Origin of the sequence: Draconibacterium sp. IB214405, from assembly GCF_033963885.1 — a bacterium.
GTDB lineage: Bacteria > Bacteroidota > Bacteroidia > Bacteroidales > Prolixibacteraceae > Draconibacterium.
This window is the reverse complement of sequence record NZ_JAXBMA010000002.1, coordinates 915093-938411: the sequence shown is the minus strand read 5'-3', so window position 1 is coordinate 938411 and position 23319 is coordinate 915093. Positions and strand designations below refer to the sequence as shown.

Annotated in this window: 26 protein-coding genes; 5 read left to right on the top strand and 21 right to left on the bottom strand. The window is 39.4% G+C overall.

Translation table 11 applies throughout. From position 1 onward, the window contains the following. Window positions 1-12: 12 nt before the first annotated feature. Window positions 13-1611, bottom strand: coding sequence for a Na/Pi cotransporter family protein (locus tag SLH46_RS10090; RefSeq protein ID WP_320281058.1), 1599 nt, complete (start codon window positions 1609-1611; stop codon window positions 13-15). Between the two features lie 136 nt (window positions 1612-1747). Here SLH46_RS10090 and SLH46_RS10085 point away from each other — a divergent pair, with 136 nt between their 5' ends. Beyond that, window positions 1748-3133 (top strand): sulfatase family protein, encoded by a 1386-nt coding sequence (locus SLH46_RS10085; RefSeq protein ID WP_320281057.1) that lies wholly within the window; start codon window positions 1748-1750, stop codon window positions 3131-3133. A 40-nt stretch (window positions 3134-3173) separates the two neighbouring features. Here the strand turns inward: SLH46_RS10085 and SLH46_RS10080 are convergent, their stop codons facing one another. Continuing rightward, a complete protein-coding gene (locus SLH46_RS10080) occupies window positions 3174-3677 on the bottom strand; it encodes a DUF4252 domain-containing protein (RefSeq protein WP_320281056.1) in 504 nt (167 codons plus the stop codon). 94 nt (window positions 3678-3771) lie between these two features. Further along, on the bottom strand, window positions 3772-4461 hold the full coding sequence (locus tag SLH46_RS10075; protein ID WP_320281055.1) for an RluA family pseudouridine synthase: 690 nt from the start codon (window positions 4459-4461) through the stop codon (window positions 3772-3774). A 111-nt stretch (window positions 4462-4572) separates the two neighbouring features. On the opposite strand from SLH46_RS10075, the gene SLH46_RS10070 reads away from it, so the two are divergent. Continuing rightward, the gene (locus SLH46_RS10070) at window positions 4573-5043 is read left to right on the top strand and encodes a methionine-R-sulfoxide reductase (RefSeq protein ID WP_320281054.1); all 471 of its coding nucleotides are present in this window, start codon (window positions 4573-4575) and stop codon (window positions 5041-5043) included. 34 nt (window positions 5044-5077) lie between these two features. On the opposite strand, the gene SLH46_RS10065 is transcribed toward SLH46_RS10070, so the two are convergent. The 7 genes from SLH46_RS10065 to secA form a co-directional block, all read right to left on the bottom strand. Further along, window positions 5078-5572, bottom strand: a complete 495-nt coding sequence (locus SLH46_RS10065) for a hypothetical protein (protein ID WP_320281053.1) — start codon at window positions 5570-5572, stop codon at window positions 5078-5080. A gap of 29 nt (window positions 5573-5601) precedes the next feature. Continuing rightward, window positions 5602-6153 carry a PepSY-associated TM helix domain-containing protein gene (locus SLH46_RS10060; RefSeq protein WP_320281052.1) on the bottom strand — a complete coding sequence of 184 codons (552 nt, stop codon included), beginning with the start codon at window positions 6151-6153 and terminating at the stop codon, window positions 5602-5604. A 342-nt stretch (window positions 6154-6495) separates the two neighbouring features. After that, a complete protein-coding gene (locus SLH46_RS10055; RefSeq protein WP_320281051.1) occupies window positions 6496-6912 on the bottom strand; it encodes a DUF134 domain-containing protein in 417 nt (138 codons plus the stop codon). Window position 6913: 1 nt separating this feature from the next. Further along, on the bottom strand, window positions 6914-7987 hold the full coding sequence (gene aroC, locus SLH46_RS10050; protein WP_320281050.1) for a chorismate synthase: 1074 nt from the start codon (window positions 7985-7987) through the stop codon (window positions 6914-6916). Between the two features lie 173 nt (window positions 7988-8160). Further along, window positions 8161-8751 (bottom strand): FKBP-type peptidyl-prolyl cis-trans isomerase, encoded by a 591-nt coding sequence (locus SLH46_RS10045; protein WP_320281048.1) that lies wholly within the window; start codon window positions 8749-8751, stop codon window positions 8161-8163. Window positions 8752-8837: 86 nt separating this feature from the next. After that, a complete protein-coding gene (gene lgt / locus SLH46_RS10040; RefSeq protein ID WP_320281047.1) occupies window positions 8838-9659 on the bottom strand; it encodes a prolipoprotein diacylglyceryl transferase in 822 nt (273 codons plus the stop codon). Between the two features lie 18 nt (window positions 9660-9677). Then, window positions 9678-13001, bottom strand: coding sequence for a preprotein translocase subunit SecA (gene secA, locus SLH46_RS10035; protein ID WP_320281046.1), 3324 nt, complete (start codon window positions 12999-13001; stop codon window positions 9678-9680). Window positions 13002-13257: 256 nt separating this feature from the next. Here secA and SLH46_RS10030 point away from each other — a divergent pair, with 256 nt between their 5' ends. Continuing rightward, complete coding sequence (locus SLH46_RS10030) at window positions 13258-13440, top strand: hypothetical protein (protein WP_320281045.1); 183 nt, start codon at window positions 13258-13260, stop codon at window positions 13438-13440. Window positions 13441-13503: 63 nt separating this feature from the next. On the opposite strand, the gene SLH46_RS10025 is transcribed toward SLH46_RS10030, so the two are convergent. Then, a complete protein-coding gene (locus tag SLH46_RS10025; protein ID WP_320281044.1) occupies window positions 13504-13974 on the bottom strand; it encodes a hypothetical protein in 471 nt (156 codons plus the stop codon). Window positions 13975-14381: 407 nt separating this feature from the next. Next, the gene (locus tag SLH46_RS10020; RefSeq protein ID WP_320281043.1) at window positions 14382-14852 is read right to left on the bottom strand and encodes a hypothetical protein; all 471 of its coding nucleotides are present in this window, start codon (window positions 14850-14852) and stop codon (window positions 14382-14384) included. Between the two features lie 266 nt (window positions 14853-15118). Between SLH46_RS10020 and SLH46_RS10015 the strand changes: the two genes are divergently transcribed. Then, on the top strand, window positions 15119-15637 hold the full coding sequence (locus SLH46_RS10015; RefSeq protein WP_320281042.1) for a nitroreductase family protein: 519 nt from the start codon (window positions 15119-15121) through the stop codon (window positions 15635-15637). On the opposite strand, the gene SLH46_RS10010 is transcribed toward SLH46_RS10015, so the two are convergent. The 3 genes from SLH46_RS10010 to SLH46_RS10000 all read right to left on the bottom strand — a co-directional run bounded on the left by SLH46_RS10010 (window position 15627) and on the right by SLH46_RS10000 (window position 18749). Continuing rightward, window positions 15627-16784 (bottom strand): pyridoxal phosphate-dependent aminotransferase, encoded by a 1158-nt coding sequence (locus tag SLH46_RS10010; protein ID WP_320281041.1) that lies wholly within the window; start codon window positions 16782-16784, stop codon window positions 15627-15629. The genes SLH46_RS10015 and SLH46_RS10010 overlap by 11 nt on opposite strands. A gap of 60 nt (window positions 16785-16844) precedes the next feature. Further along, window positions 16845-17780 (bottom strand): SIS domain-containing protein, encoded by a 936-nt coding sequence (locus tag SLH46_RS10005; protein WP_320281040.1) that lies wholly within the window; start codon window positions 17778-17780, stop codon window positions 16845-16847. Between the two features lie 78 nt (window positions 17781-17858). Continuing rightward, window positions 17859-18749 carry a fructosamine kinase family protein gene (locus tag SLH46_RS10000; protein WP_320281039.1) on the bottom strand — a complete coding sequence of 297 codons (891 nt, stop codon included), beginning with the start codon at window positions 18747-18749 and terminating at the stop codon, window positions 17859-17861. Window positions 18750-18841: 92 nt separating this feature from the next. On the opposite strand from SLH46_RS10000, the gene SLH46_RS09995 reads away from it, so the two are divergent. Then, entirely contained in the window at window positions 18842-20899 is a 2058-nt protein-coding gene (locus tag SLH46_RS09995) for an ATP-binding protein (RefSeq protein WP_320281038.1), read from the top strand. 17 nt (window positions 20900-20916) lie between these two features. On the opposite strand, the gene SLH46_RS09990 is transcribed toward SLH46_RS09995, so the two are convergent. From SLH46_RS09990 to rpmB, 6 genes are all read right to left on the bottom strand, one after another. Beyond that, window positions 20917-21135 carry a TraR/DksA family transcriptional regulator gene (locus SLH46_RS09990; RefSeq protein ID WP_320281037.1) on the bottom strand — a complete coding sequence of 73 codons (219 nt, stop codon included), beginning with the start codon at window positions 21133-21135 and terminating at the stop codon, window positions 20917-20919. Next, window positions 21095-21247: a hypothetical protein gene (locus SLH46_RS09985; protein WP_320281036.1), complete on the bottom strand. Its 153-nt coding sequence runs from the start codon at window positions 21245-21247 to the stop codon at window positions 21095-21097. Before SLH46_RS09985 ends, SLH46_RS09990 begins: the two co-directional genes overlap by 41 nt. An 11-nt stretch (window positions 21248-21258) precedes the next feature. Beyond that, window positions 21259-22209 (bottom strand): signal recognition particle-docking protein FtsY, encoded by a 951-nt coding sequence (ftsY, locus tag SLH46_RS09980; RefSeq protein WP_320281035.1) that lies wholly within the window; start codon window positions 22207-22209, stop codon window positions 21259-21261. 142 nt (window positions 22210-22351) lie between these two features. Then, window positions 22352-22504 (bottom strand): DUF4295 domain-containing protein, encoded by a 153-nt coding sequence (locus tag SLH46_RS09975; protein ID WP_320281034.1) that lies wholly within the window; start codon window positions 22502-22504, stop codon window positions 22352-22354. An 11-nt stretch (window positions 22505-22515) separates the two neighbouring features. Next, a complete protein-coding gene (gene rpmG / locus SLH46_RS09970; RefSeq protein ID WP_045033733.1) occupies window positions 22516-22698 on the bottom strand; it encodes a 50S ribosomal protein L33 in 183 nt (60 codons plus the stop codon). 12 nt (window positions 22699-22710) lie between these two features. Continuing rightward, complete coding sequence (gene rpmB, locus SLH46_RS09965; protein ID WP_320281033.1) at window positions 22711-22953, bottom strand: 50S ribosomal protein L28; 243 nt, start codon at window positions 22951-22953, stop codon at window positions 22711-22713. Window positions 22954-23319 lie beyond the last annotated feature (366 nt).

Here is a 23319-nt window from a genome sequence, read left to right as displayed (position 1 = left end):
TGGAGACAGAAGTTATCCTGCCTTTCTTTTTAACCGCCGTGCCAAAGCATGTATGCGTCTGATTCCTTCCAGTATTTCTGATTCAAAACGATAGGTTTCAATACGATTTTCATCGTTAATCGACAATCTTTCGACAAGATACAAACGAACGTTCTGTAACTCCAGTTTAAACCGATCTTTGGCCAGTGATTCATCCGCAGATGTTTCATCTTCGTGATAGGATTGAACAGCTTTTTCAAAAGCGTCCAACGCCATTTGATGCACCAATGCAATTCGTGTTAATGTATCATTACTCAGATCAAAGCCCTTTTCAATACGGTGTTCGGCAGCTTCAACCAATGTTGTTGTTACCATATCGGCCGCAGTCTCAAGTACATTAACAGCCTCTATTTGTCGCTCCAGCACACTGGTTTGTTCTTTTGTAATCGATTGGCTTTGAATGTTCTGCAGAAAGATCAGTATTTCCGCATGCCCCTTATCGATAACCGCATCTTTATTTCTTAGTTCAACCAGTTCCTTTTCTTTTCCTGTTAACGCGACAGGAATCCCGGCTTTTAATATTTCCAGTACTTTCTCACCCAATTTAGCGACAGAACTATGCGATAAATCCAATGCAAGACCAATATCTTCTAAATAGAAATTGTGCAGTTCTGGAAATAACCTTGCTTCCTTTACTTTCTTTTCGGGTACCAGCCACACCACCAACTTTGCAATTGGTTTAACCAACCAAATAAATAGAATTGTATTGGCGAGGTTAAAGATAGTATGGGCGTTTGCCACTTGTCTGGATTCGCTTCCCGGCGAAATATTTTCAACCAAATGAGCCAGTTGCGCTATAAATGCATACCAAATTACTACACCAAGTACATTAAAAAGAATATGCGAAACAGCGACTCTCATTGCGGCTTTTGGTTTTCCGAGCGCCGACAATACAGCAGTAACACACGTTCCGATATTGGCGCCCAGAATTATGGATATGGCCGGCTCAATATCAATTAATCCCTGAGAAGCCATAATAATTACAATACCGGTAGTTGCCGACGAACTTTGTACCAAAGCAGTAAACACCGCGCCTATAATTATCCCGTAAACGTAATTGTCCAGGCCTTCCATTAAATCGATAAAAGGTTCGTAGCTTTTTAGCGGAGCAGTAGCATCGCTCATTACACTCATTCCTAAAAAGACAAGACCAAGCCCTAAAACAATGGTTCCTATGTTTTTAATTACTTTCTTTTTAAAAAGGAAACCTGACAAAAATCCGACAGCAATCATAACCCACGATGCTTTGGCTATTTTAAAAGCAATGATCTGGGCTGTTATTGTAGTACCGACATTTGCTCCGAGAATAATTCCGAGCGTACTTTGAAAAGTAATTAAACCTGCTGATACAAAACCCACTGCAAGAACCGTTGTTACCGATGACGATTGGATAATTGCAGTAATTCCGGTTCCCGCCACCAGCGAAGTCCAGCGGTTATGAGTCATTCCCTGCAAAAATGTTTTCATTCTGCTTCCTGCAGCCGCTTTTAGTCCATCTGTCATCACATTCATACCGTGCAGAAACAATGCAAGCCCTCCTAATAGAAGTATGATCAGTGCCGTAAAATTCATTCTGAAACTTTTTACTAATTTAAAAAACTTACGTAACTCTTCGATCAATCCTGTTGCGACAATTAGATTAATACTATCTTTAACCCTTATTAAATATTTTTAAAATCAGCTTAAGTCAACTTAAATATTTTAATATATGAACTTACACCAACTTCTTTGCCTATTTGTATTGGCACTGTTTCTAAATTCCTGTAACAACAAACCTGAAGAGACCAAACAACCCAACGTTGTAATTATTTTTCTCGACGATTCTGGGTATTCTGATTTCGCTCCTTTTGGGCACCCGACTTTTGAGACTCCGAACGTTCAAAAGCTTGCAGAAGAAGGAATCATGTTCAAAAACTTCTACGTACCGCAGGCAGTATGTTCTGCTTCGCGATCGGCACTTATTTCAGGGTGTTATCCTGGGCGAACAAAGGTTTTTGGAGCTCATGGACCTAACGGTCGCGGCCTCGAAACTACATTTCCTACCATCGGCGAGGTCTTTAAAAAAGCAGGATATAAAACAGCAATATTTGGTAAATGGCATTGTGGCGATCAGCCGGAAACACGTCCTCAAAGCCGCGGTTTTGAAGAAACCTGTGGACTGATGTATTCGAATGATATGTGGAGACACCACCCTGAAAGTCCGGATTATTGGGGTCAATGGCCGCTACAGTTCTGGGAAAACGGTGAAGTGACCATCGAGGATGTAGATTCGACCGACCAAAAAATGCTGACAAAATGGTATACCGAACACGCAGTTGATTTTATTTCAAGACATAAGGATGAACCGTTTTTGCTTTATGTTCCTCACGCCATGTCGCACGTACCGTTGTTTTGCAGTCCCGAGTTTGAAGGAAAATCGGGTGCAGGTTTGTATGGCGATGTAATTACCGAACTTGATTGGTCGGTAGGACAAATAAACCAGGCGTTAAAAGACAATGGAATCGACGACAATACCATTGTAATCTTTTCGTCGGATAACGGCCCATGGATCGCTTATGGTAACCACGCCGGAACAACGCCTTTCCGCGAAGCAAAAGGAACAACTTTTGATGGTGGAACACGTTCGGCAACCATCATCAAATATCCGGCAAAACTGGAAGGTAATCAACAATCTGAGAAGGCATTAATGACCATCGACTTGTTACCAACCCTTTGCGAAGTAGCGAATATTCCGTTACCTGAAACCGAGATTGACGGGAAAAATGTATGGGATATCATTTCCGGAAAACCGAATGCGACAAATCCACATGATTATTACGCATTTACCAACGACAAAGATTTTCAGGCAGTACTATCAGGCGACGGAAAATGGAAGTTACATCTCCCCCATAATTATCGTACAATGACTGATATTAAAGGGAAAGATGGTATGCCCGGGAAATATGATTATTCAGCAAAAATAGAACTTTCGCTGTTTGATATGGAAAATGATCCGTTTGAAACTACGAACGTAATTGAGGATCATCCTGAAATTGCGGAGCAATTAATCGCTTTTGCTGAGCTACATAAGAAGAAGTTCTTTAGTGAAAACTAAAGAACTATTCGATTTGCGAGTATAGTCAACAGTGCCCTGATTAATGTTTAAAGCTTAAAAAACGATCCGGATTCGACATATCAATTTGATTATTTAGAATCTCCGGGCTGATTTCTCCTTTAACGTAAATCAGGGCATTGTCGTCGCCACCGACCAAAATCACCATTTCCTTAATCACCGATTCATCCATCCGTCCAAAAATGGTCACATTCTGGTCTTCCTCTCGAACAACCATTAGTTTCTCATAATCTTTTTTCTCGCTGATTCTCTTGTAAAACTCCTCGTGCAGATCGATTTGAGCATTCAAATTATCATCGTCAACGGCAATTACTTTAACACCATCAATACTTTCCAGTAAATCGCGTTCACTATCTTCTAAATCGCCAATTCCGGCAGCCAGATGAATTACCCAGCCCGGAACTGAAACCGTGGTTACACCATCTTTAAAACGATATTTTGAATAGGCTTCTGATACACCCGATTCGTAAACACACGAGGTCGTTAGAAAAAGACCTGCCAATAAAATAAATGCTATACGTTTCATCTGTTCAAAGTTTTTTGTTTCATGTCTCTGTATTGAATAAGACGTACAGCCCTTTTTAACGTTACATGCAAATTCGTTTTATTGACCAGAAATATTATTCGTCGGCAAGATAAAAATTGAGAAGCTGATCAAATTTTTCCGGGACAGCCGATTCAAAAGAAACAGTTTCCCCACTTACCGGGTGTTTAAATTCGAGCTTTCCTGCATGTAAAAACAGTCGACGTAAATCCGTGTCAGCCAGAATCTTTTTATTCAGCGTGAAGTCTCCATGATGCGTATCGCCAATAATATCGAAACGATTTTTAGCAAAATGTTGACGTAACTGGTGCCAGCGCCCGGTTTCGGGATTAATCTCCACCAAACTCAATTCAATGTCGGTTTTATCTTTCGAAACCAGTTTGGTTTGAACAGTTCGGATTGTTTTATAATGCGTAACAGCCGGTTTCTTAAACTTCGACTTTTTCTTTACCAACACTTTTGAATCGAATGTCCCCTCGCCCGGATTTCCCTGCACAATTGCAAAGTAGGTTTTCTGCACCTCTTTCTGCTCAAATTGTTTGGTTAAAACACTGGCCACTTCCGATGAAAAAGCCAAAACAATTACCCCCGAAGTTTTTGAATCCAAACGATGTACATTGTAGATCCACTTCCCGGTTTCATCACCAATAAGTTTGGTTAAATAAGGCGCATCGTTTGGCATAAAGTCATTTTTATGCACCGGCAATTCAATTGGTTTTTCAACTACAATGATCGCGTCATCCTGATATAATACTGGAATATTCATGTTCTGTTTAAAAGCTCAAAGGTAATATTACAAGCGAAGTTTTGGATTTATTCATTTACATTTCTTAACGCCACAACTTAAACCTCCCAATAACTGTTTTGTTATACTTATATGAAAACAATAACAATACTTTTTATGATTTGCCTGAGTTTTGGAGCTTTTGCACAAAATCAGAAAACCGTTAAAGATTCAACAACTATGAAATACAACACGTTAAACGAATTTGAAAGATATGTAATACTGGAAAAAGGTACCGAACGTCCGTTTACAGGAGAATATACTGACAACAAAGCAAAAGGTACATACGTGTGCAAACAATGCGGTGCTGAATTGTACCATTCGTCGGATAAGTTCGATTCGCACTGTGGCTGGCCAAGTTTCGATGATGAGATTGAAGGAGCCGTGCACCATTCGCTTGATGCCGACGGACGTCGTACTGAAATTACCTGTGCCAATTGCGGAGGTCACCTCGGCCATGTATTTTTTGGAGAAGGTTTTACCGACAAAAACACGCGACATTGTGTGAATTCGGTTTCGCTTGATTTTATTCCGGCAAAAGACATAAAAAAAGGAAAACAATAACTATTTTCCTTTTTTTATGGATAGCGAATAGTATCTATTCTGTCATCTCTTTCACCGAAAGCCCTTCGATAAAGAATATACGTTCGGCTGCTTCCTGGTTTTCGGCCAGAACCTGATGTGCTGCTTCTGTTTCAGCATCTTCAACATGTTCTTCTCCTTCTTCACCATGTTCTTTGCCCGGATTATGCGCATCTGCTTCAGTAAGTACTTCTTTTAAAATTCCAACAATTTCCAGGTCAGATCCCATTTGTTCCTGGGTAAAAGCACCAATTTTTTCACCGGCTTCAATCCTGATTGAAAAATCTTCGGTACTTCCCATTAGAAAACAACGCTCGCCACCTTGCTGGCAAACATGAAATACTGTGCCTTTCACTGTTACTTCTTTATTCGCCAATTCCGGTGCTTTCTCAAGTAATTCGTCCACCGATAAAACAGCGGCAGCCTCAGCAGCTTTCTCCTGCGATTTTGGCTGCTGACCACACGCAAACAAGATGAGCGCAAATAAACTGATTAATGCAAATTTTTTCATTTTTAGATGTTTTGGATTTTAATGATGTTCTAAATATAGAAAATTATAAAAAGTAAAGGTACAACAAAGCCGGCAATTGTTAGCCACCAGCCCCATCGCATCAAGCCGCGTTTACCCTTTAACAGGAACAGCCCCGAAACAGCCACAAACAATAAGATTACGGCCATAGCATCGCTGACCCATTTCCATGCGGTTCCCAGGGTAGCCCGGTGTAGTTTGTTCATACCGAAAACAAGCGGACGGCGCTGCAGGTAACGCATTCTCCCCTCTCCTGAATTTGGATCGATCAGCACTTCTCCATTGGCTATAAATACTCTAATATCTCCGTCCTGATCGACATAGTGCTTTTTATACACCACATCATCGTCTACCGATTCTACAATATCTCTGATATCTTTGGCAGCATAGGATTGCTGTGGCTCCAAATTGTGCGTAAAATCGGTAACCTCTATTTGATAATCGGGATTAAAATCGTGACGATGATTGAGATAAATTCCGGATACCGCATATACAATTGTCATTGCAACTATAAAGTAGCCTAAATCGCGATGAAGTACACGCAGAAGTTTTCGAATTTTCATGATTTATTTAATTTGAAGGTAAATATATGATAAATGAAACGATCTGGGTTTTAACAAAAAATGTTAATTATTAACATTCTTGGAAATTACTGAAAATCAACACAAACCGCTATTGCTTTACGATATGAGGGTTTATATAAGGTTATTTTGTCTTTATAAGAGAAATCAAGTATTGACTTGAAAAGCATATAGTTGTATCTTGCAGTTATCCTAGTGTACTAGGGCTCTGGTTTTATCACAACTTAATTGGGTACCCCGGCTATTGAGCCGGGGTTTTCTATTTTTTATGGTCTGCCAAGCCTTTACAAAAAAGTCAATTTCGTCATCAAAACTATTGCCGGATTATTTATCCATGTAATAGTCATTTAACGACACCAGGTCGCTAGATCCACAAACCGGGCATTTTTCGTTATCGTCAGTATAATCGCTAAAGCTGGCTTTACAACTGTTACACTTGTACCAGTTTTTATCGAAATAAATATCGCCACCACGGAAAATCAGGTCTCTTCCTTCAACAAAAGCCGTTGCTACTTTATTTCGGGCTTCTTCGTAAATCCGGGTTAAGGTTGGGCGCGAAACATCCATAAAAACAGCTGCTTCTTCCTGTGTAAGGTTTTGGTAGTCGAGTAAACGAATGGCCTCATACTCCTCCAAATGAAGAATCACCTCATTTGTTTTTCGTCCTCTAATTCCATAAACCGACATTCCCTTAATTACGGGTGGTACCTGAATTCTTCTGTTTCTTTTTCTTCTTGGCATACTAAATCGTGTTAAGTTTATTTAATAGATAGTGGTCAACCAAAACTAATGCGGCCATTGCTTCAACAATAGGAACGGCCCTTGGTAACACGCAGGGGTCGTGTCTTCCTTTCGGATTTATTATTGTGCTATTTTCGTCTTTATCAATGGTTTGCTGCTCTTTCAACAGTGTGGCGATTGGCTTGAATGCAACATTAAAATAAATGTCTTCGCCATTTGAAATACCGCCCTGTACTCCACCTGAATTGTTTGTTTTCGTGTGAACACCATCTTCTGTTTTTATGAAGATATCGTTATGTTCAGAACCGCTTAATTTAGTGCCTTCGAAACCGGAGCCGTACTCAAATCCTTTAACCGCATTAATGCCAAGCATTGCAAATCCCATATCGGCATGCAGTTTATTAAACACCGGTTCTCCCCATCCTGCAGGAACACCGGTGGCAACTCCGGTAATTACGCCTCCAACAGTATCGTGTTCGCGACCGGCTTTTTCGATGCGCGAAATCATTTTATCTGCAACCGCGGCATCAGGACAACGAACAATCGTATCTTCTGTTTTTGAGAGGTCGAGCTCTTTATAACTTTTCTCTAACTGTATTTCACCAACCCTAGAAACATACGCCTGAACAGACACACCAACTTTGGCCAGAATTTGTTTTGCAATTGCACCGGCAACAACACGAGCAATGGTTTCGCGGGCTGACGAACGTCCACCCCCGCGATGATCGCGAGTACCATATTTTTTTATGTAGGTATAATCGGCGTGAGAAGGTCTAAATACGTCTTTCAGATTGTTGTAATCGTTTGAGTGCTGATCTTTATTCCAAATGGCAAACGCGATTGGCGTTCCCTGCGTTTTTCCTTCAAATACGCCCGATAAGAATTCTACCCGATCGTCTTCTTTTCGTTGCGTGGTTATTTTTGATTGTCCCGGCTTTCGTCTTGCCAGATCGTTTTGAATTAAGTCGATATCCAGTTCAATGCCCGCCGGACAACCATCAATTATGCCTCCAATTCCCCGTCCATGAGATTCGCCAAAAGAGGTTAAGCGAAATATCTTTCCAAAAGTATTCATTAAGTTAAGTATTGTATGTTACTCGCGTAACAGTAAGAGTTTTAAGCGAAACAACATGTTTGAAATAATGTTTCGTTTCTTAACAGCATTTTTATAAATGTAAAAAACCCTATTTTCATTATGTAATGAAAACAGGGTTAAAATAAATAAATTGAGCTTATAATCAAAATTTATTAACAACCGCAACCACAGCCGCCGCCGCTTTCGGTTCCGCATGAACCATCGCCACAGCTGTCTGTAGAGCATCCGCCTCCGCTACCGCAGCCACAACCTCCTCCACCTGAGAGGATCTGAGCTACTTCTTCATCTGATGCTTCACGAACTTCAACTACTTTACCCGCAAAAAACAGGTCTTCGCCTGCCAATGGGTGGTTAAAGTCCATTTTTACGATTTCGTCGTTAACTTCCAAAACCAATCCGTTTAAACGCTGACCGTTACTGCTCATCATTGGCACAGTATTACCAACCTGAATCAGTTCATTATCGAATTCACCGTTAACCAGAAATACATTTTTTGGTAACTCCACAATAGCATCGTTGTTTACAGCGCCATAAGCTTCGGTGCTACCAATTGTAATTGTAAAAGGATCGTCTTGTTTCAGGCCAATTAATTCTGACTCGAATTTTGGCAACATCATTCCTGCTCCATAAAGGAACTCCAACGGTTGTTCAGTTGTAGCCTGTTCAACCAGTTCTCCATTTGCGTCGTCGATACGTAAATCATACGTCAACGTCACCATTTTATATTTTCCTATCTCTAACATACTTTTTAAATTCTTGATGATCTGCAAAATAAGTTATTTTCAAATCTCCAACAAAATACTTGCAGCTCCTCTATTCAGTTTTAACATTAATTTTTACTATTCTTAAAAACCACCTCAGGTTTCTTTATAGCTCTGTAAACCAGAAATGCACCAATCAGTACAAATGGAACACTTAACCACTGCCCCATGTTCAATGCCATACCGGCTTCAAATGCTTCCTGGTCTTCTTTAATAAACTCGATAAAGAAACGCGCCAAGAAGATGAGTACAAAAAATGCCCCCAGAATTAATCCCGGACGGTTTTTGGCGCTTGTTTTCCAATACAAATACGAAAGAATACCAAACGAAACTAAATACGATAAAGCTTCATAAATCTGTGTAGGATGTTTCGCTACTGTTTCACCGTTTCTTTCGAAAATTACTCCCCAAGGCAAAGATGTTTGAATACCGTAAATCTCAGAGTTCATAAGGTTTCCGGTACGGATAAACGCAGCCACCAAAGCTGTTGGAACAACAATTCTGTCGAGTGTCCACAACATGGTTCGTTTGGTAATTTTTTTCGAATGCAGGTACATAGCTATTAAAATACCAATTGCACCGCCATGACTCGCCAAACCACCGTGCCACACTTTTATAATTTCGGCTGGATGTTGCGAATAGTAGTCCCATCCATAAAAGATAACATGACCTAATCGGGCACCAACCACCGTGGCAATAATGATGTAAAAGAACAGGCTGTCGATCCATTTCTGGCTTACATTTTCCGACCTTAGCATCCGTTCGCCAATGTAGTATCCGATTAAAAATCCTGAAGCGAACAACAAACCATACCATCTGATCGACAGAGGTCCGAGGCTAAAAATTTCAGGATTTGCGTTCCAGTGTATGAAGTTCAGTAAACCAATCATTTCCAATAAGTTTCTTTATTATTCACCACTTCCGCGTCCGTGGCATTGTTTGTATTTTTTACCACTTCCGCATGGACATGGATCGTTTCGTCCAACTCTTTTCTCCACTTTTACGGGTTGCGGTTTTGCTTTTTCCTGGGTATTTGAATTCGCTCCTTCCATTGCATTTTGTGCTGTTGGAAGCTCCGATTTTTGCTCTCTGTAACGGCTCATATCGGTTCTTCTACGTGTTTCTGCTTCACGAACCTGATCTGGACTCTGAATTGGAATCTGGCCTTTCATCAAGGTAGAAACAACGTCCTTATTCACCTTGTTAACCATTACCTTAAACAGGTTAAACGACTCAAATTTGTAGATCAACAACGGATCTTTTTGCTCGTAAGTAGCATTTTGCACCGATTGTTTCAAGTCGTCCATCTCACGAAGCTGCTCTTTCCAGGCTTCATCAATCGTATTCAATACAATTTGTTTCTGGTACGATTTTACCAACTCTTTACCTTTATTATTGTAGGCCTTTTCAAGGTTACAGATAATCTGGAAAACACGTTTTCCATCTGTAATCGGAACAACAATATTTTGATAAACCTCTTTTTTGGTTTCGTAAACGTTCTTAATAACCGGATATGCCTGGTGTGAAATTGCGTCAACTTTACGGTTATAATTGTTGATCATTTTTTCGTAAATGCGCTGCGAAATATCAGCTGCATTCAAGCTCTTAAACTCGTCCTGATTTACCGGCGACTCCAGCGAAAGTAAACGCATCAGTTCCATGTTGAAATCTTCGAACATATCAGAACCGTGGTACTCATTTACCAGGTCTTCAACCGAATCGTACATCATGTTCAGCACGTCTACTTCTAAACGCTCGCCATATAATGCGTGTCGGCGTTTTTTGTAAATCACCTCGCGCTGAGAGTTCATCACATCATCGTACTCCAGCAATCGTTTACGTATACCAAAGTTATTTTCTTCAACTTTTTTCTGTGCACGTTCAATCGATTTCGAGATCATTGAATGTTGAATTACCTCTCCGTCTTCCAAACCAAGACGATCCATTACGCCAGAAATACGATCGGAACCAAATAAACGCATCAGATCATCCTCAAGCGATACATAGAACTGCGAAGAACCCGGATCTCCCTGGCGCCCTGCACGTCCTCGCAGCTGTCTGTCAACACGTCTGGAGTCGTGACGCTCGGTACCGATAATTGCCAGACCTCCGGCTTTTTTCACTTCATCAGTAAGCTTAATATCCGTTCCACGACCAGCCATGTTGGTTGCAATGGTAACGGCACCTGACTGTCCGGCTTCGGCAACAATCTCTGCTTCGCGAGCATGTAATTTCGCGTTCAGAACGTTATGCTTAATGCCTTTAATTTTTAACATTCGGCTCAGCAACTCCGAAATTTCAACAGAAGTTGTACCAACCAAAACTGGTCGGCCTTGTTTGTTCAATTCAACTATTTCGTCGCTAACCGCGTTGTATTTTTCGCGTTTTGTTTTGTAAACCAAATCCTCCCTGTCGTCGCGAATAATCGGACGGTTAGTAGGAATTACAACTACTTCCAGTTTGTAGATGTCCCATAATTCGCCTGCTTCTGTTTCTGCAGTACCGGTCATACCGGCCAGTTTGTGGTACATTCTAAAGTAGTTCTGAAGCGTAATGGTAGCAAAGGTTTGTGTTGCAGCCTCCACTTTCACCTGTTCTTTGGCTTCAATTGCCTGGTGCAATCCATCAGAATAACGACGGCCTTCCATAATACGACCGGTTTGCTCATCTACAATTTTCACCTTGTTATCGATTACCACATATTCCACATCCTTTTCAAACATGGTGTATGCTTTCAACAACTGGTTGATGGTATGAACACGTTCTGATTTTACAGCATAATCCTGCAACAAACGGTCTTTCTCCGACTGCAAATTATCAGGTGACAGGCCGCCATTTTCAAGCTCTGCCATTTTTCCTCCCATATCAGGAAGTACGAAGAATTCTGCATCTTCGAAACCTGCAGATATCAGATCGATACCTTTATCTGTAAGTTCTACCGAATTTTGTTTTTCTTCGATTACAAAGAATAACGGGTCGGTAACGATATGCATATTTTTGCTGTTCTCCTGCATGTACAGATTTTCTGTCTTTTGCAGAATACCTTTCATTCCTTCTTCACTCAGGAACTTAATGATCGATTTATTTTTAGGCATCCCCTTGTGGGCACGCAATAACAGCAAACCGCCTTCTTTCTTTTCGTCGTTAGTTGCATCAGTTTTTGTAAGCAGACGTTTAGCATCGATAAATACTTTATTTACCAGCTCGCGCTGCACACGGTATAATTTTTCAACGTATCCTTTAAGCTCTTCAAACTGCTGGTTATCGCCTTTTGGAACAGGACCTGAAATAATCAACGGCGTACGGGCATCATCAACCAAAACCGAGTCAACCTCGTCGACAATAGCGTAGTGATGTTTGCGTTGCACCAAATCCTCAGGATTAATGGCCATGTTATCGCGCAGGTAATCGAAACCGAATTCGTTGTTTGTTCCGAAAGTAATATCAGAGTTATATGCTTTTCTACGTGCTTCTGAGTTTGGCTGATGTTTATCGATACAATCAACCGACAAACCGTGGAATTCGTAAATCGGGCCCATCCACTCGGCATCACGTTTCGACAGGTAATCGTTTACCGTAACAACGTGAACACCTTTTCCGGTAAGTGCATTCAGAAATACCGGCAATGTAGCAACAAGCGTTTTTCCTTCACCGGTTGCCATCTCTGCAATGTTTCCCTGGTGTAGCACTACCCCACCAATCAGCTGTACATCGTAATGTACCATGTTCCAGGTTACCATGTTTCCTCCGGCCAACCAGCTGTTGTCCCAAATGGCTTTGTTACCATTAATTTTTACGCTTTCGCGGGTTGCAGAAAGATCGCGGTCGAAATCGGTGGCTTCAACCTCAATGGTTTCATTTTCGGAAAAACGTTTTGCAGTATCTTTAACAACAGCAAATGCAGCAGGAAGAATCTCAGTTAATACCTCCTCTATTTTCTCATCAATTTTTTCTTCCAGCTTATCTATACGCTCGTATATTTTTTCGCTTTCCTGAATCTCGACTTCTTCAACTTCAATCTTCAACGCAGCAATTTCATCTTCTTCAGGTTTAATCCTGTCCGAAATTATTTGCTTTAGTTTTGCCGACTCGGCCCGAAGACCATCATCCGAAAGTTTCGAAATCCGCTCGTATTCCTCTTTTATTTTGTTGATGATTGGAGTTATTTCTTTAATATCCCGCTCCGATTTGTTTCCCAGAAGTTTTCCCAGGATTTTATTTACAAATGCCATTTCTGCAATTTATTTTAAACAATAATATAACCTGTGCAAATGTAATTAAATGTACAGGCTAAAAAAACAATCGATTTACTTATTACGAATAATTATGCCAATTACTTTTGGCTGTTAAAAGCAGACACATTTTCAGCTTTTAGCGCCATTTCCCTGACATTTGGCCTGTCATATACGCATGTATTTCTTTTGTTGCATGTAGTTCGTAACACAAACTAATCATACGTTTTTAATACTTTTGTCGGAAACAACTGCCATGAGAGATTTAAAAAATACCTGTTTTGTGTGTAAAAAGAAGATCACTTCTGCAAACTCGGAACTTAATCCGGTTGTGAATCTGCCAGTTTGTAATGAATGCAAAGGAAGTGATGCCGAGAAAAAAGAAGAAAAAGAGGTGCTCGACAGCCTGGCCGACGGTTTTGTTTGTGGCTGTATATAAAAAAACCGCGATCGCTCGCGGTTCCTTAAAATTGCTTCTATGAAATAAAATTTGAATTGCTGTCTAATTCAGAAGATGGGTGTAACCATCGTTAATCAGGTCTGGCAGGTAACTTGCAATCAAACCCAAAGCTGTTTCATCATCAACTTTATTCGGAGTAATTACTTTCTGACGCGCCATTTCTTCCTGGCTGATTACTGCCCTTGAAATTCTTTTAGGTACTTCGCTCCAGGCTTTGCGGGTTTCTTTTACACCAAATCCCTGACCAGTTGACGCATAACTTACTTGGAAATGTTTTGAATGTACAACATACTCCACACCATCAAGTGTTTTGCGTTTTACAACTGTAACAGGCTCTTCATTGGCACTGTAACTTACCGTCCAAAGTGCTTTTACGGCTTTGCCCATATAAAGATTATCAACTTCATCAATCTCGAAAGATTTAAATTGACTACGTACTCCAGTTGCTGATGCGCTAACTGAAACTAAAACGAATGCTAAAACCAATACGGATAATAAATTTAATTTTTTCATGACTCTAATTTTTTGTTTTCTAACTGTAAATGTTTTCTGTAATAATTTGTACTCTATTGACGCGCCAATTACAGTATCGTGACAGCTGAAAGCCTTGTTCTAAAACAGATTGCGGTGGCAGAAAAATATTGCTTTTTACATTTTAAAAGTTTTTTGCCTGTTTTACTTACAGTTTTCAAAATACAAGACCTCAATATCTTTAATTACGAATAAAATGTAAATGAACGCCTAACCTGCAGGATTCGAGGCAATTTTTCGTTTGTCTGTCAACGACGTTTTTAATCGATGAAATTTTGATGTTTTTTTTATCTCATTTTGTAATTCGCTTACTTAGGACCACAAAAAAAGCCACCCGTCGGCTGACGGATGGCTTTACAATTAAATTACCTCTATTTTATTTATTGCGTTTAGTTGAGTAAGTGCGTATACCCATCATTTAGCAAATCAGGAAGGTAGCTGGCAATTAAGCCAAGAGCCATTTTATCATCAACCTTATTAGGCGAAATGATCTCCTGATTCTTCAATTCTTTTTCATTAAGTACGGCGTGGTTGATACGGTTATCCACTCCACTCCATGCCTTTCTTACTTCTTTTGCACCAAAACCTACAGCAGAAGCAACGTAACGTACTGCAAAAAACTCCGAGCTTACCACGTATTCTGTTCCTTCAACAGTTTTTCTTTTAACTACTGTTACCGGTTTTTCCGAGTTGTCGTAGCTTAAGGTCCAAATTGCATCAACCTTTTTGCCCATGTACAAATCGTCAACAAGGGTAATCTCAAATTCTCTAAATTCGGTACGTATTCCGGATGCACTGGCAACTGAGCTTGCCATTACTAAAACTGTAATAATTGCGATTATAAAATTTACTTTTCTCATGACACTAAAATTTAAGGTTCAACTTAAAACTCTGTTATTGTTTAATTTTCGTGCAAATGAACCACTATTTTTATTCCTGCAATAAGAAAATGTAATGCTCTAAAACACATTTTCATTCGCGCCAAAACCCTGAAAATAACGGACTTTAAGCGCTTTTCACTTTCCACTTACACTCTTTATGTTTAAATTTTAAATTGAGATTAAAAATTGACAGAAAACCATATTTTTGCTTACAGTTTTAAAATGAAAAAAAATTGACTTTAAATATGGAATTGTCTGACATTATTAGAAACCGTTACTCAGTTAGGGATTATAAACCCACAAAAATTGAGAAAACGCTTATCCTCGATATACTGGAAGCTGCCCGAATGGCTCCGTCGGCAGTAAATTTCCAGCCCTGGCATTTTATCGTCATTCAGGAAGAAAAATTGCTTAACACCCTTAAAAATTGTTACGACCGCAGTTGGTTTAAAACAGCACCGGCAGTTATTGTCGCTTGTGCCGATCATTCGCAATCGTGGAAACGCGCTTCAGATGGTAAAGATTCTGCAGATATTGATTTAGCAATTGCCATCGATCATATGACATTAAAAGCTACCGAACTTGGTCTTGGAACCTGTTGGGTTTGTAATTTTGATGTAAATTATTGTGCAGATCTGTTAAAGCTGCCCCATAATATTGAGCCCGTTGCTCTAATCCCGCTTGGCTATCCAAATGGTAAAAGCCCGATTAAAAAGCGAAAACCACTGGATGAAATCGTTCATTTCGACCAGTTTAATCAATAGATAAATTGTGGTATTTCTGCAGGTAGACCTTTAAACGGTCCATGCCTTCTTTTATATTCTCGATGGAGTTGGCATATGAAAACCGGAGAAATCCTTCGCCATTTGGACCAAAGTCAATTCCGGGTGTTACCCCAACATGTGCTTTTTCGAGAATATCGAATGCCAGTTGGTAGCTGTCGTTCGATAGGTGTTTGGCATTAACAAAAACATAAAAGGCACCGGTTGGCTTTACTTTTATATCGAACCCCAAATCCGTGAGCCGTTCAATCAGGTATTTTCTGCGTTTATTATAAGTATCGCGCATTGTATCTACTTCTGTTTTTGCAGACTTCAAAGCTTCAATACCCGCTCGCTGAGCAGTTGAACTGGCACAAATAAACAGGTTCTGTTGCACCTTCTGCATAATCCTAACATATTCTTTCGGAGCAATAACGTAGCCTAAACGCAAGCCGGTCATGGCATATCGTTTTGAAAAGCCGTTTAAAACAAAAGCTTTATCGGTTACCTCGAGAATAGAATGTGCAGGTTTTTCGTAAACAAGCCCGTGATAGATTTCATCCGAAATAATTGGAATATCGAAAGATAACAGTTCCCTCATTAAATCGAGCGACAATAAATTACCTGTCGGATTCATGGGGCTGTTAATCATTATTGCTTTTGTTCGTTTTGTTATCCTTTTTTTTATCTCTTCGTAGCGGTACTGAAAACCATCCTCCTCGAAAACCGGCACACTTACCGGTTTGGCGCCAATAAAGCGAATAAAATTGGCATAACAGGCATAACCGGGATCGGAGATTATTATTTCGTCATCGGCCTCGCACAATACACCAAGTGTAAGCAATATAGCGGGTGAACTCCCAGACGTTACAATTATCTGATCGGGTGAAACAGCAACATCGTATTCTTCTTTATATTTTTCGGCGATTTGTTTTCTGAGTTCGGGATCTCCCAGGCTGTGGGTATAATGTGTGCGCCCTTCAGAAAATGCTGTTTGCACAGCCTGCGACACACATTGAGGAACACTAAAATCGGGCTCACCAACTTCGAGGTGAATAACATTTATGCCCTGCTGCTCCATCTCGGCAGCCTTCTCGAGCACTTCCATTACGATAAAAGGAGTGATTTCCTTAACCTTTTGTGCGATCATTAAAAACGGATTATGGTTTTGCTGCTAATTTAAACATTAACCGTTCCGTCAGCAATGGCATTACTCATTATTTTGCTCGGGGATGATACTATTTACAACCTTATTCCCCATCATAAACAGGTTCTTCACCTTCAGTCGTTCTGAAAGATAGGCAGAAGCAAAATAAAATGGCATTGGTAGTGTAACCGGGCTAAAAATACTTTCAACATATTTGTTTGAGACCTCAAAAGTATCGGCGCCTGCATTTTTTATTTTTCGTAACAGTCGTTTTGTCCGTGCACTTTCTCTTCCTTCGTGATTAATTCCAATCACCAGTGCATCTCTTGACGTTTCCATAAAACCATGCTCGAATTGAGATACCGACATGCTTAACACCGGAATCCGGGTTACCTGGCTTAGCACCAGCGCAGCAACATTAGCTGTTGCAATATTTGGACCGTTGCCCAAAATGTAAAGGCACGATCGTTTTTTGCGTATTGTTCTCGAATAAATGAGTTGACCTATTTCCTCTCCGGATACATCGAAATCTTTCTGATGTTTTTTCAAGGCATTCACCGCTTCAGCCGGATCGAATCCAAAACCAAGATATAATACCAATAATGTATTTATGTAAGTCTTAGTGGCAATATGATTTTCTTCACCTGAATACAACAATACTTTTTTCGAGCAGTTCTGATGATTTCCCAAAGGACTGTCTTCATCGTTCACAACAGCAGTGTACGATTTAAAATAATCGGCACACCATAATGTTTCGGAACTTTGCCCCGATTGCGAAATAAGAACTCCTTTTTCAGGCTCTTTATATTTTAGCAGGTAATTAAAATATTCTGCAGCTTTTTCAGGGAAAAAATTGATTCCCATAAAACGAAATGCCTCGGTGGCAATATGCGAGGCCCCCATACCAATATAAGGTACATCCTCCGGCAATATCAATCCCTTATTCTTTTTATAACAAAGCTCAGCTCTGTACGGTATCTCAAAAACTTCATCTTTCATGCTGTAACTTTTTTACTTTCTAAGTTATAAGTTACAAAAACAAACCATACAAATCCAAGTAAAACAGTTAAAAGAAATTTATAAATAATGCTTTGCTATGGAAACCGCCTGTTGCAGATAGCCACCGCCAAATAAATAATAATGATTAAGAACATGATAAAGCTGATAAAGCGGATTGCGTTCCCTCCAGTCAGGTTCTAAGGGAAAAACCTCGTTATAAGCCGAAAAAAAGCGCGCTGAAAATCCACCAAACATGGTAATAATTCCAAACTCCATTTCGCGGTGCGAATAACTGGCAGCCGGATCGATTAAAGCGGGTCCGTCGGTTGTTTGCATATAATTTCCCGACCATAAGTCGCCGTGTATTAATGAGGCCTTTTCTTCATTAGGAATCAAACTACTAATTCGGTCCAGCAGCTTTTCGAACAATTTCATATAGTCGCTCCCAATTGGTCGTGTATTACGAATTAACTGCAGTAAATAGCCAAGTCGGTTATCGCGGTAAAACTCAATCCAGTTATTTTTCCAATTGTTGTATTGACTTGTTGCCCCACAATAATTGTCGCTAAAGAAACCAAAATCATCCCGTTGGAAGCTGTGAATTTTAGCCAGTCCCCTCCCCAACTGTTCAGATTGATCGCCACCGCCGGGTTGAAAATACTCGGTAACAATAAAAGCCGGAGACTCGTCCATCTCCTTTGCGCAAAATACTTTTGGAACCAAGAGGTTTTCATCCGATCCTTTTAATAATTCACTAAGACTTTCTGCTTCCCTTGTAAAAATATCGCTTTCGCAATGTTGGTTCCATTTCAAAAAGAAATTCCCCAGGTTGGTTTCGATTTTTGACGCATGATTGATACAACCGCCCGACAAAGGTTTTGACGAGGTTATGTTAACGGTCTCATCAAAAACAGTCGACAAACGGTTTTCAACTTCAACAAATACTAAATTTTGACTATTTGTGTTCATTCGAACTATCTTGATTTTATGATAATTGTATAAATTTAAAACGAATTCAGATTTCAAAAAAACTTTTTAGTTTTGTTTCAAAATTTCCCAATATGCGGATCGTTTTCATTTTAGCATTTTTTCTGTTTAGCAGCCAATATGTTGGCGCGCAATATAAAATTAAGGCAAGTAATAATTATCCCCCTTTTAATTTCACCAACGAAAAGGGCGAGCTTGTTGGATTTAATATTGATTTGGTTAAAGCCATTAATAACATTTACGATAATCAAATTGAAATATCGAGCTCCAACTGGCAAACCACAAACCTGATGTTGGAACAGAATAAAATTGACGGGATTGCCGGAGCTCATTACCCCGGATTTCCTGACAATGAACACATCTATACCCGATCGGTCCTCAACACATCGCACTGTTTCTTTTATAATCGCAATATTCACAAAAAGTTTTCATTAGAACTGCTACGTTCAACAAAAGAACCGGTAGTTGCGCTGTGGAGAAACGATGTTCTTACGCGCTACATTTTGAGTATAAATCCTGCCACAAAATTTATTTACGCCGAAGATTACGACCAGTTAATTGAACTGCTCGACGATGAAAACACCACCTGCGCTATTGCGCAACGTATTGGTGGAATGTACTATGTTGATAAGCTTCAGAAAGATGATATAAAAACGACCAATCACCGAATATTGGAACGAAATATGGGTTTTATGTTATCGGCGGGATCTGATGACCTTGCAGCAATAATTAATAATGCAACAGAAGTTTTGCTCTCAAACGGCGAATACCAGCGGATTTACGACAAGTGGCTTGCCGATTACGACCGAGAATCCAGTGGTCTGCGCGATTACTGGCGATATATAATATTTATTAGTGTACTCGTATTTACCACTTTCCTGCTTCTTATTATCATTAACCGGATACTTAAAAGCAGAGTAAGAAACAAAACCCAAGACTTGCAACGCCAGCTCGATTTGAACTCCGAAATTATGAAAGAACTTTCGGAGCAAAAGAACAAAGCAGAACAAAGCGACAGGATGAAATCATCGTTCCTGGCTAATATGAGCCACGAAATCCGAACGCCAATGAATGGTATTCTTGGTTTTGCCGAGTTGCTAAAAACACAGGGTTTCTCAAAAGAAGAAGAACTTCAGTTTATAAACATTATTCAGCAGAGTGGCGACCGAATGCTTAGCACGATCAACAATATTATTGATATTTCGAAGATTGAATCGGGTAATGAAGAAGCACAAATAAAGGAAATTAGCTTTACTGAAATTATTTCGGAACTTGGCAAATTCTTTATGGCCGAAGCCACCGAAAAAGGCATTGAATTAATTATTGAGGCAGATACTCCCGAAGTACCGATACACTTTTATAGCGACAGATATAAACTGACTTCCATTTTAACGAACCTGATTAAAAACGCAATTAAGTTTACAAATAAAGGATTTGTAAAAATTAGCTATCACCTAAGTGCAAGTGAATTAGAAATTACTGTGAGCGATAGCGGAATTGGAATCGCCCCCGAAAAACAACAAGCTATATTTGATTATTTTGTTCAGGCTGACCATTCACATTCGAGTGGGTACGAAGGTTCCGGACTTGGTCTTTCTATCAGTAAAGGATACGTTAAATTGTTAGACGGAGAGATTAGCGTTACCTCTGAGCCAAATAAAGGCACTTCATTTTCCGTGCGTATTCCTAATGCACAAGATCAAAATGCAACACAAACAATTGCAACATCTCAAACAGAACAACATACAAACAGACAAACAATTGACGATTTAAAAATAATTGTTGTTGAAGATGATGAAACCTCCTTCAATTTCTTAAGTCGTATTCTTTCGGATGTAACGACAAGTTTAAAACATGCTAACAACGGTGCCGACGCGATTAAAATTGCAAAGGAGAATCCGGATACCGATGTTATATTAATGGATATAAAACTTCCAAAAATCAACGGATTTGAGGCAACCAGTCAAATCAGGGCTTTTAATAAAGATGTGTATATAATAGCGCAAACTGCTTACGCCCAGGAAAACTACAAACAGCAGGCACTGGATGCCGGTTGCGACAACCTGATTATTAAACCTATTGATAAAGACCAGCTTCTGAAACTTCTTTCAAGTATAAAGCTACCGGCCTAAATATTGTGGTATAAAAATTAGTGTGAACAGTTTACACAAGTACGTGCCTGGGGCATTATTAAAATTCTTCCGAGCGGAATTTCCTTTTTACATTGAATACAAATACCAAAATCCTCGTCATCAACTTTTACCAAAGCAAACTTTAGTTTTTCAAGTTTGTCTTTTGCTTTTCGCAATGCAGCTTCCGTTACACTTTTATTGTTGATGGCATCCATTCTGGATATTCTCAATTGCATTTTCAGGTGCAATAGGTTGCGTTAACTCTTTGTATTTTTCAATCTGATTTTCTGTCTTTTCAATTTCAGACAGAATTTGTGCCTTTATTTCAATTTTATTGAATTCGGCCATTGAAGAAGAATTTAGGAGAAAAGTGAATCAACAAATTCTCTGCGGCGGAAAATCTGCAGGTGCTCCATTTTTTCGCCAATACCAATGTATTTTACCGGAATTTTAAACTGATCAGAAATACCGATTACAACTCCACCTTTAGCTGTTCCATCCAGCTTAGTTAAAGCCAGTGCGGTAACTTCTGTAGCTTTTGTGAATTGTTTGGCCTGCTCAAACGCATTCTGTCCTGTCGATCCATCAAGCACAAGTAACACTTCATGAGGAGCATCTGGAACGATCTTTTGCATTACTTTTTTGATTTTGCTTAACTCGTTCATTAAGCCAATCTTGTTATGCAAACGTCCTGCAGTGTCGATAATAACAACATCGGCATTGCTGGCTTTTGCCGATGCCAGTGTGTCATAAGCTACCGAAGCAGGATCAGAACCCATTTTTTGTTTTACAATCGGAACGTCAACTCTTTCGGCCCAAACCTCAAGCTGTTCAATTGCTGCAGCTCTGAACGTATCTGCAGCGCCCAAAACAACCGACTTACCGGCTTGTTTAAAGTTGTAGGCAAGTTTTCCGATGGTAGTGGTTTTTCCCACTCCATTTACACCAACAACCATAATTACATAGGGTCCTTCTTTTTCAGGAAGTTCAAAATCCGAAACATCGGAAGTATTGTTCTCTTCTAAAAGCGACGAAATCTCTTCTTTTAAGATAGAATTCAACTCGCTAACGCCCATGTATTTATCACGCGAAACACGTTCTTCAATACGTTCAATGATCTTTAGCGTAGTATCAACACCAACGTCAGAAGTAATAAGTACTTCTTCCAGGTTATCAAGAACTTCGTCATCAACTTTTGATTTACCAACAACGGCACGACTCAGCTTCTTAAAAACACTTTCTTTAGTCTTTGATAATCCTTCGTCGAGATTTTCTTTCTTCTTTTTGCTAAAACTTCCGAATAAGGCCATAGTAATTCGATTTGCAGGTCCTAAAATAGTACAAAAAATGATTAAGGGGCACAACTAACATTAAAAATACCGATTCATTATCAGAAACAAAAAAAGCTTTCATCTTACATGAAAGCTTTCCCTGTTATACAGTTATATCTTCTTATTTTTTGAAATAAGTTTTAACGTCGTCATTTGGCACCATTTCTTCTTTAAAAGAGTATGCACCTGTTTTATCAGATTTAGTCATCTTGATAACTTTGGCGTAACCTTTACCGGCACCTTTTTGTAGTGATGCTACCGCTTTCTTTGCCATGTCTAATTATTTTATTTAATTTCTTTGTGTACTGTTACTTTCTTCAGAATAGGATTGTATTTTTTCAATTCCATACGATCCGGAGTATTCTTTCTGTTTTTTGTAGTAATATACCGTGAAGTTCCTGGCACACCACTATCCTTGTGCTCGGTACATTCTAATATTACCTGCACTCTGTTACCTTTTTTTGCCATTGCTTAAGATTTTTAAAATTTACCAATAAAACCTTTTTCCTGTGCCTCAGCTATAGCAGTTTTAATGCCTTTTTTATTAATCGTACGCATGCCGGCAGCAGACACTGTTAGTTGTACCCAACGATCTTCGTGGGGCATATAAAATTTCTTTTTAAACAGGTTTACATCGAACTTTCTTTTTGTTCTTCTTTTCGAGTGAGAAACATTGTTACCCACCATCGCTTTTTTACCTGTTATTTGACAAACTCGTGACATTTCTTTCTAATTTCTTGATGTTCAAAATAAACACATTACTAAAACGGAGTGCAAAGAAAATACTTTTTTGGAAAATAATCAAGCAGTTAGCTCAATTTTTGCAAAAACAATTAACATTATATTGTTAGTATCCATAAAGATCGGTCTTTTTTGCTTCCGGGTACAAATATATTTTAAAACTTAAATTGTGAAAATTAAAACCTCGTTTGTTTTACTTTTTCTGATAAAATTAGTTTGACGTACCATTTACATTCATGAAAACTAAAGCGTTTCACCGTTTTAACAACACACCACGCACAACTTCAACTCCGAGTAACCAACAAGCACAAAAAAAAACGCTCCGAAAAATCGAAGCGTTTTTTTATA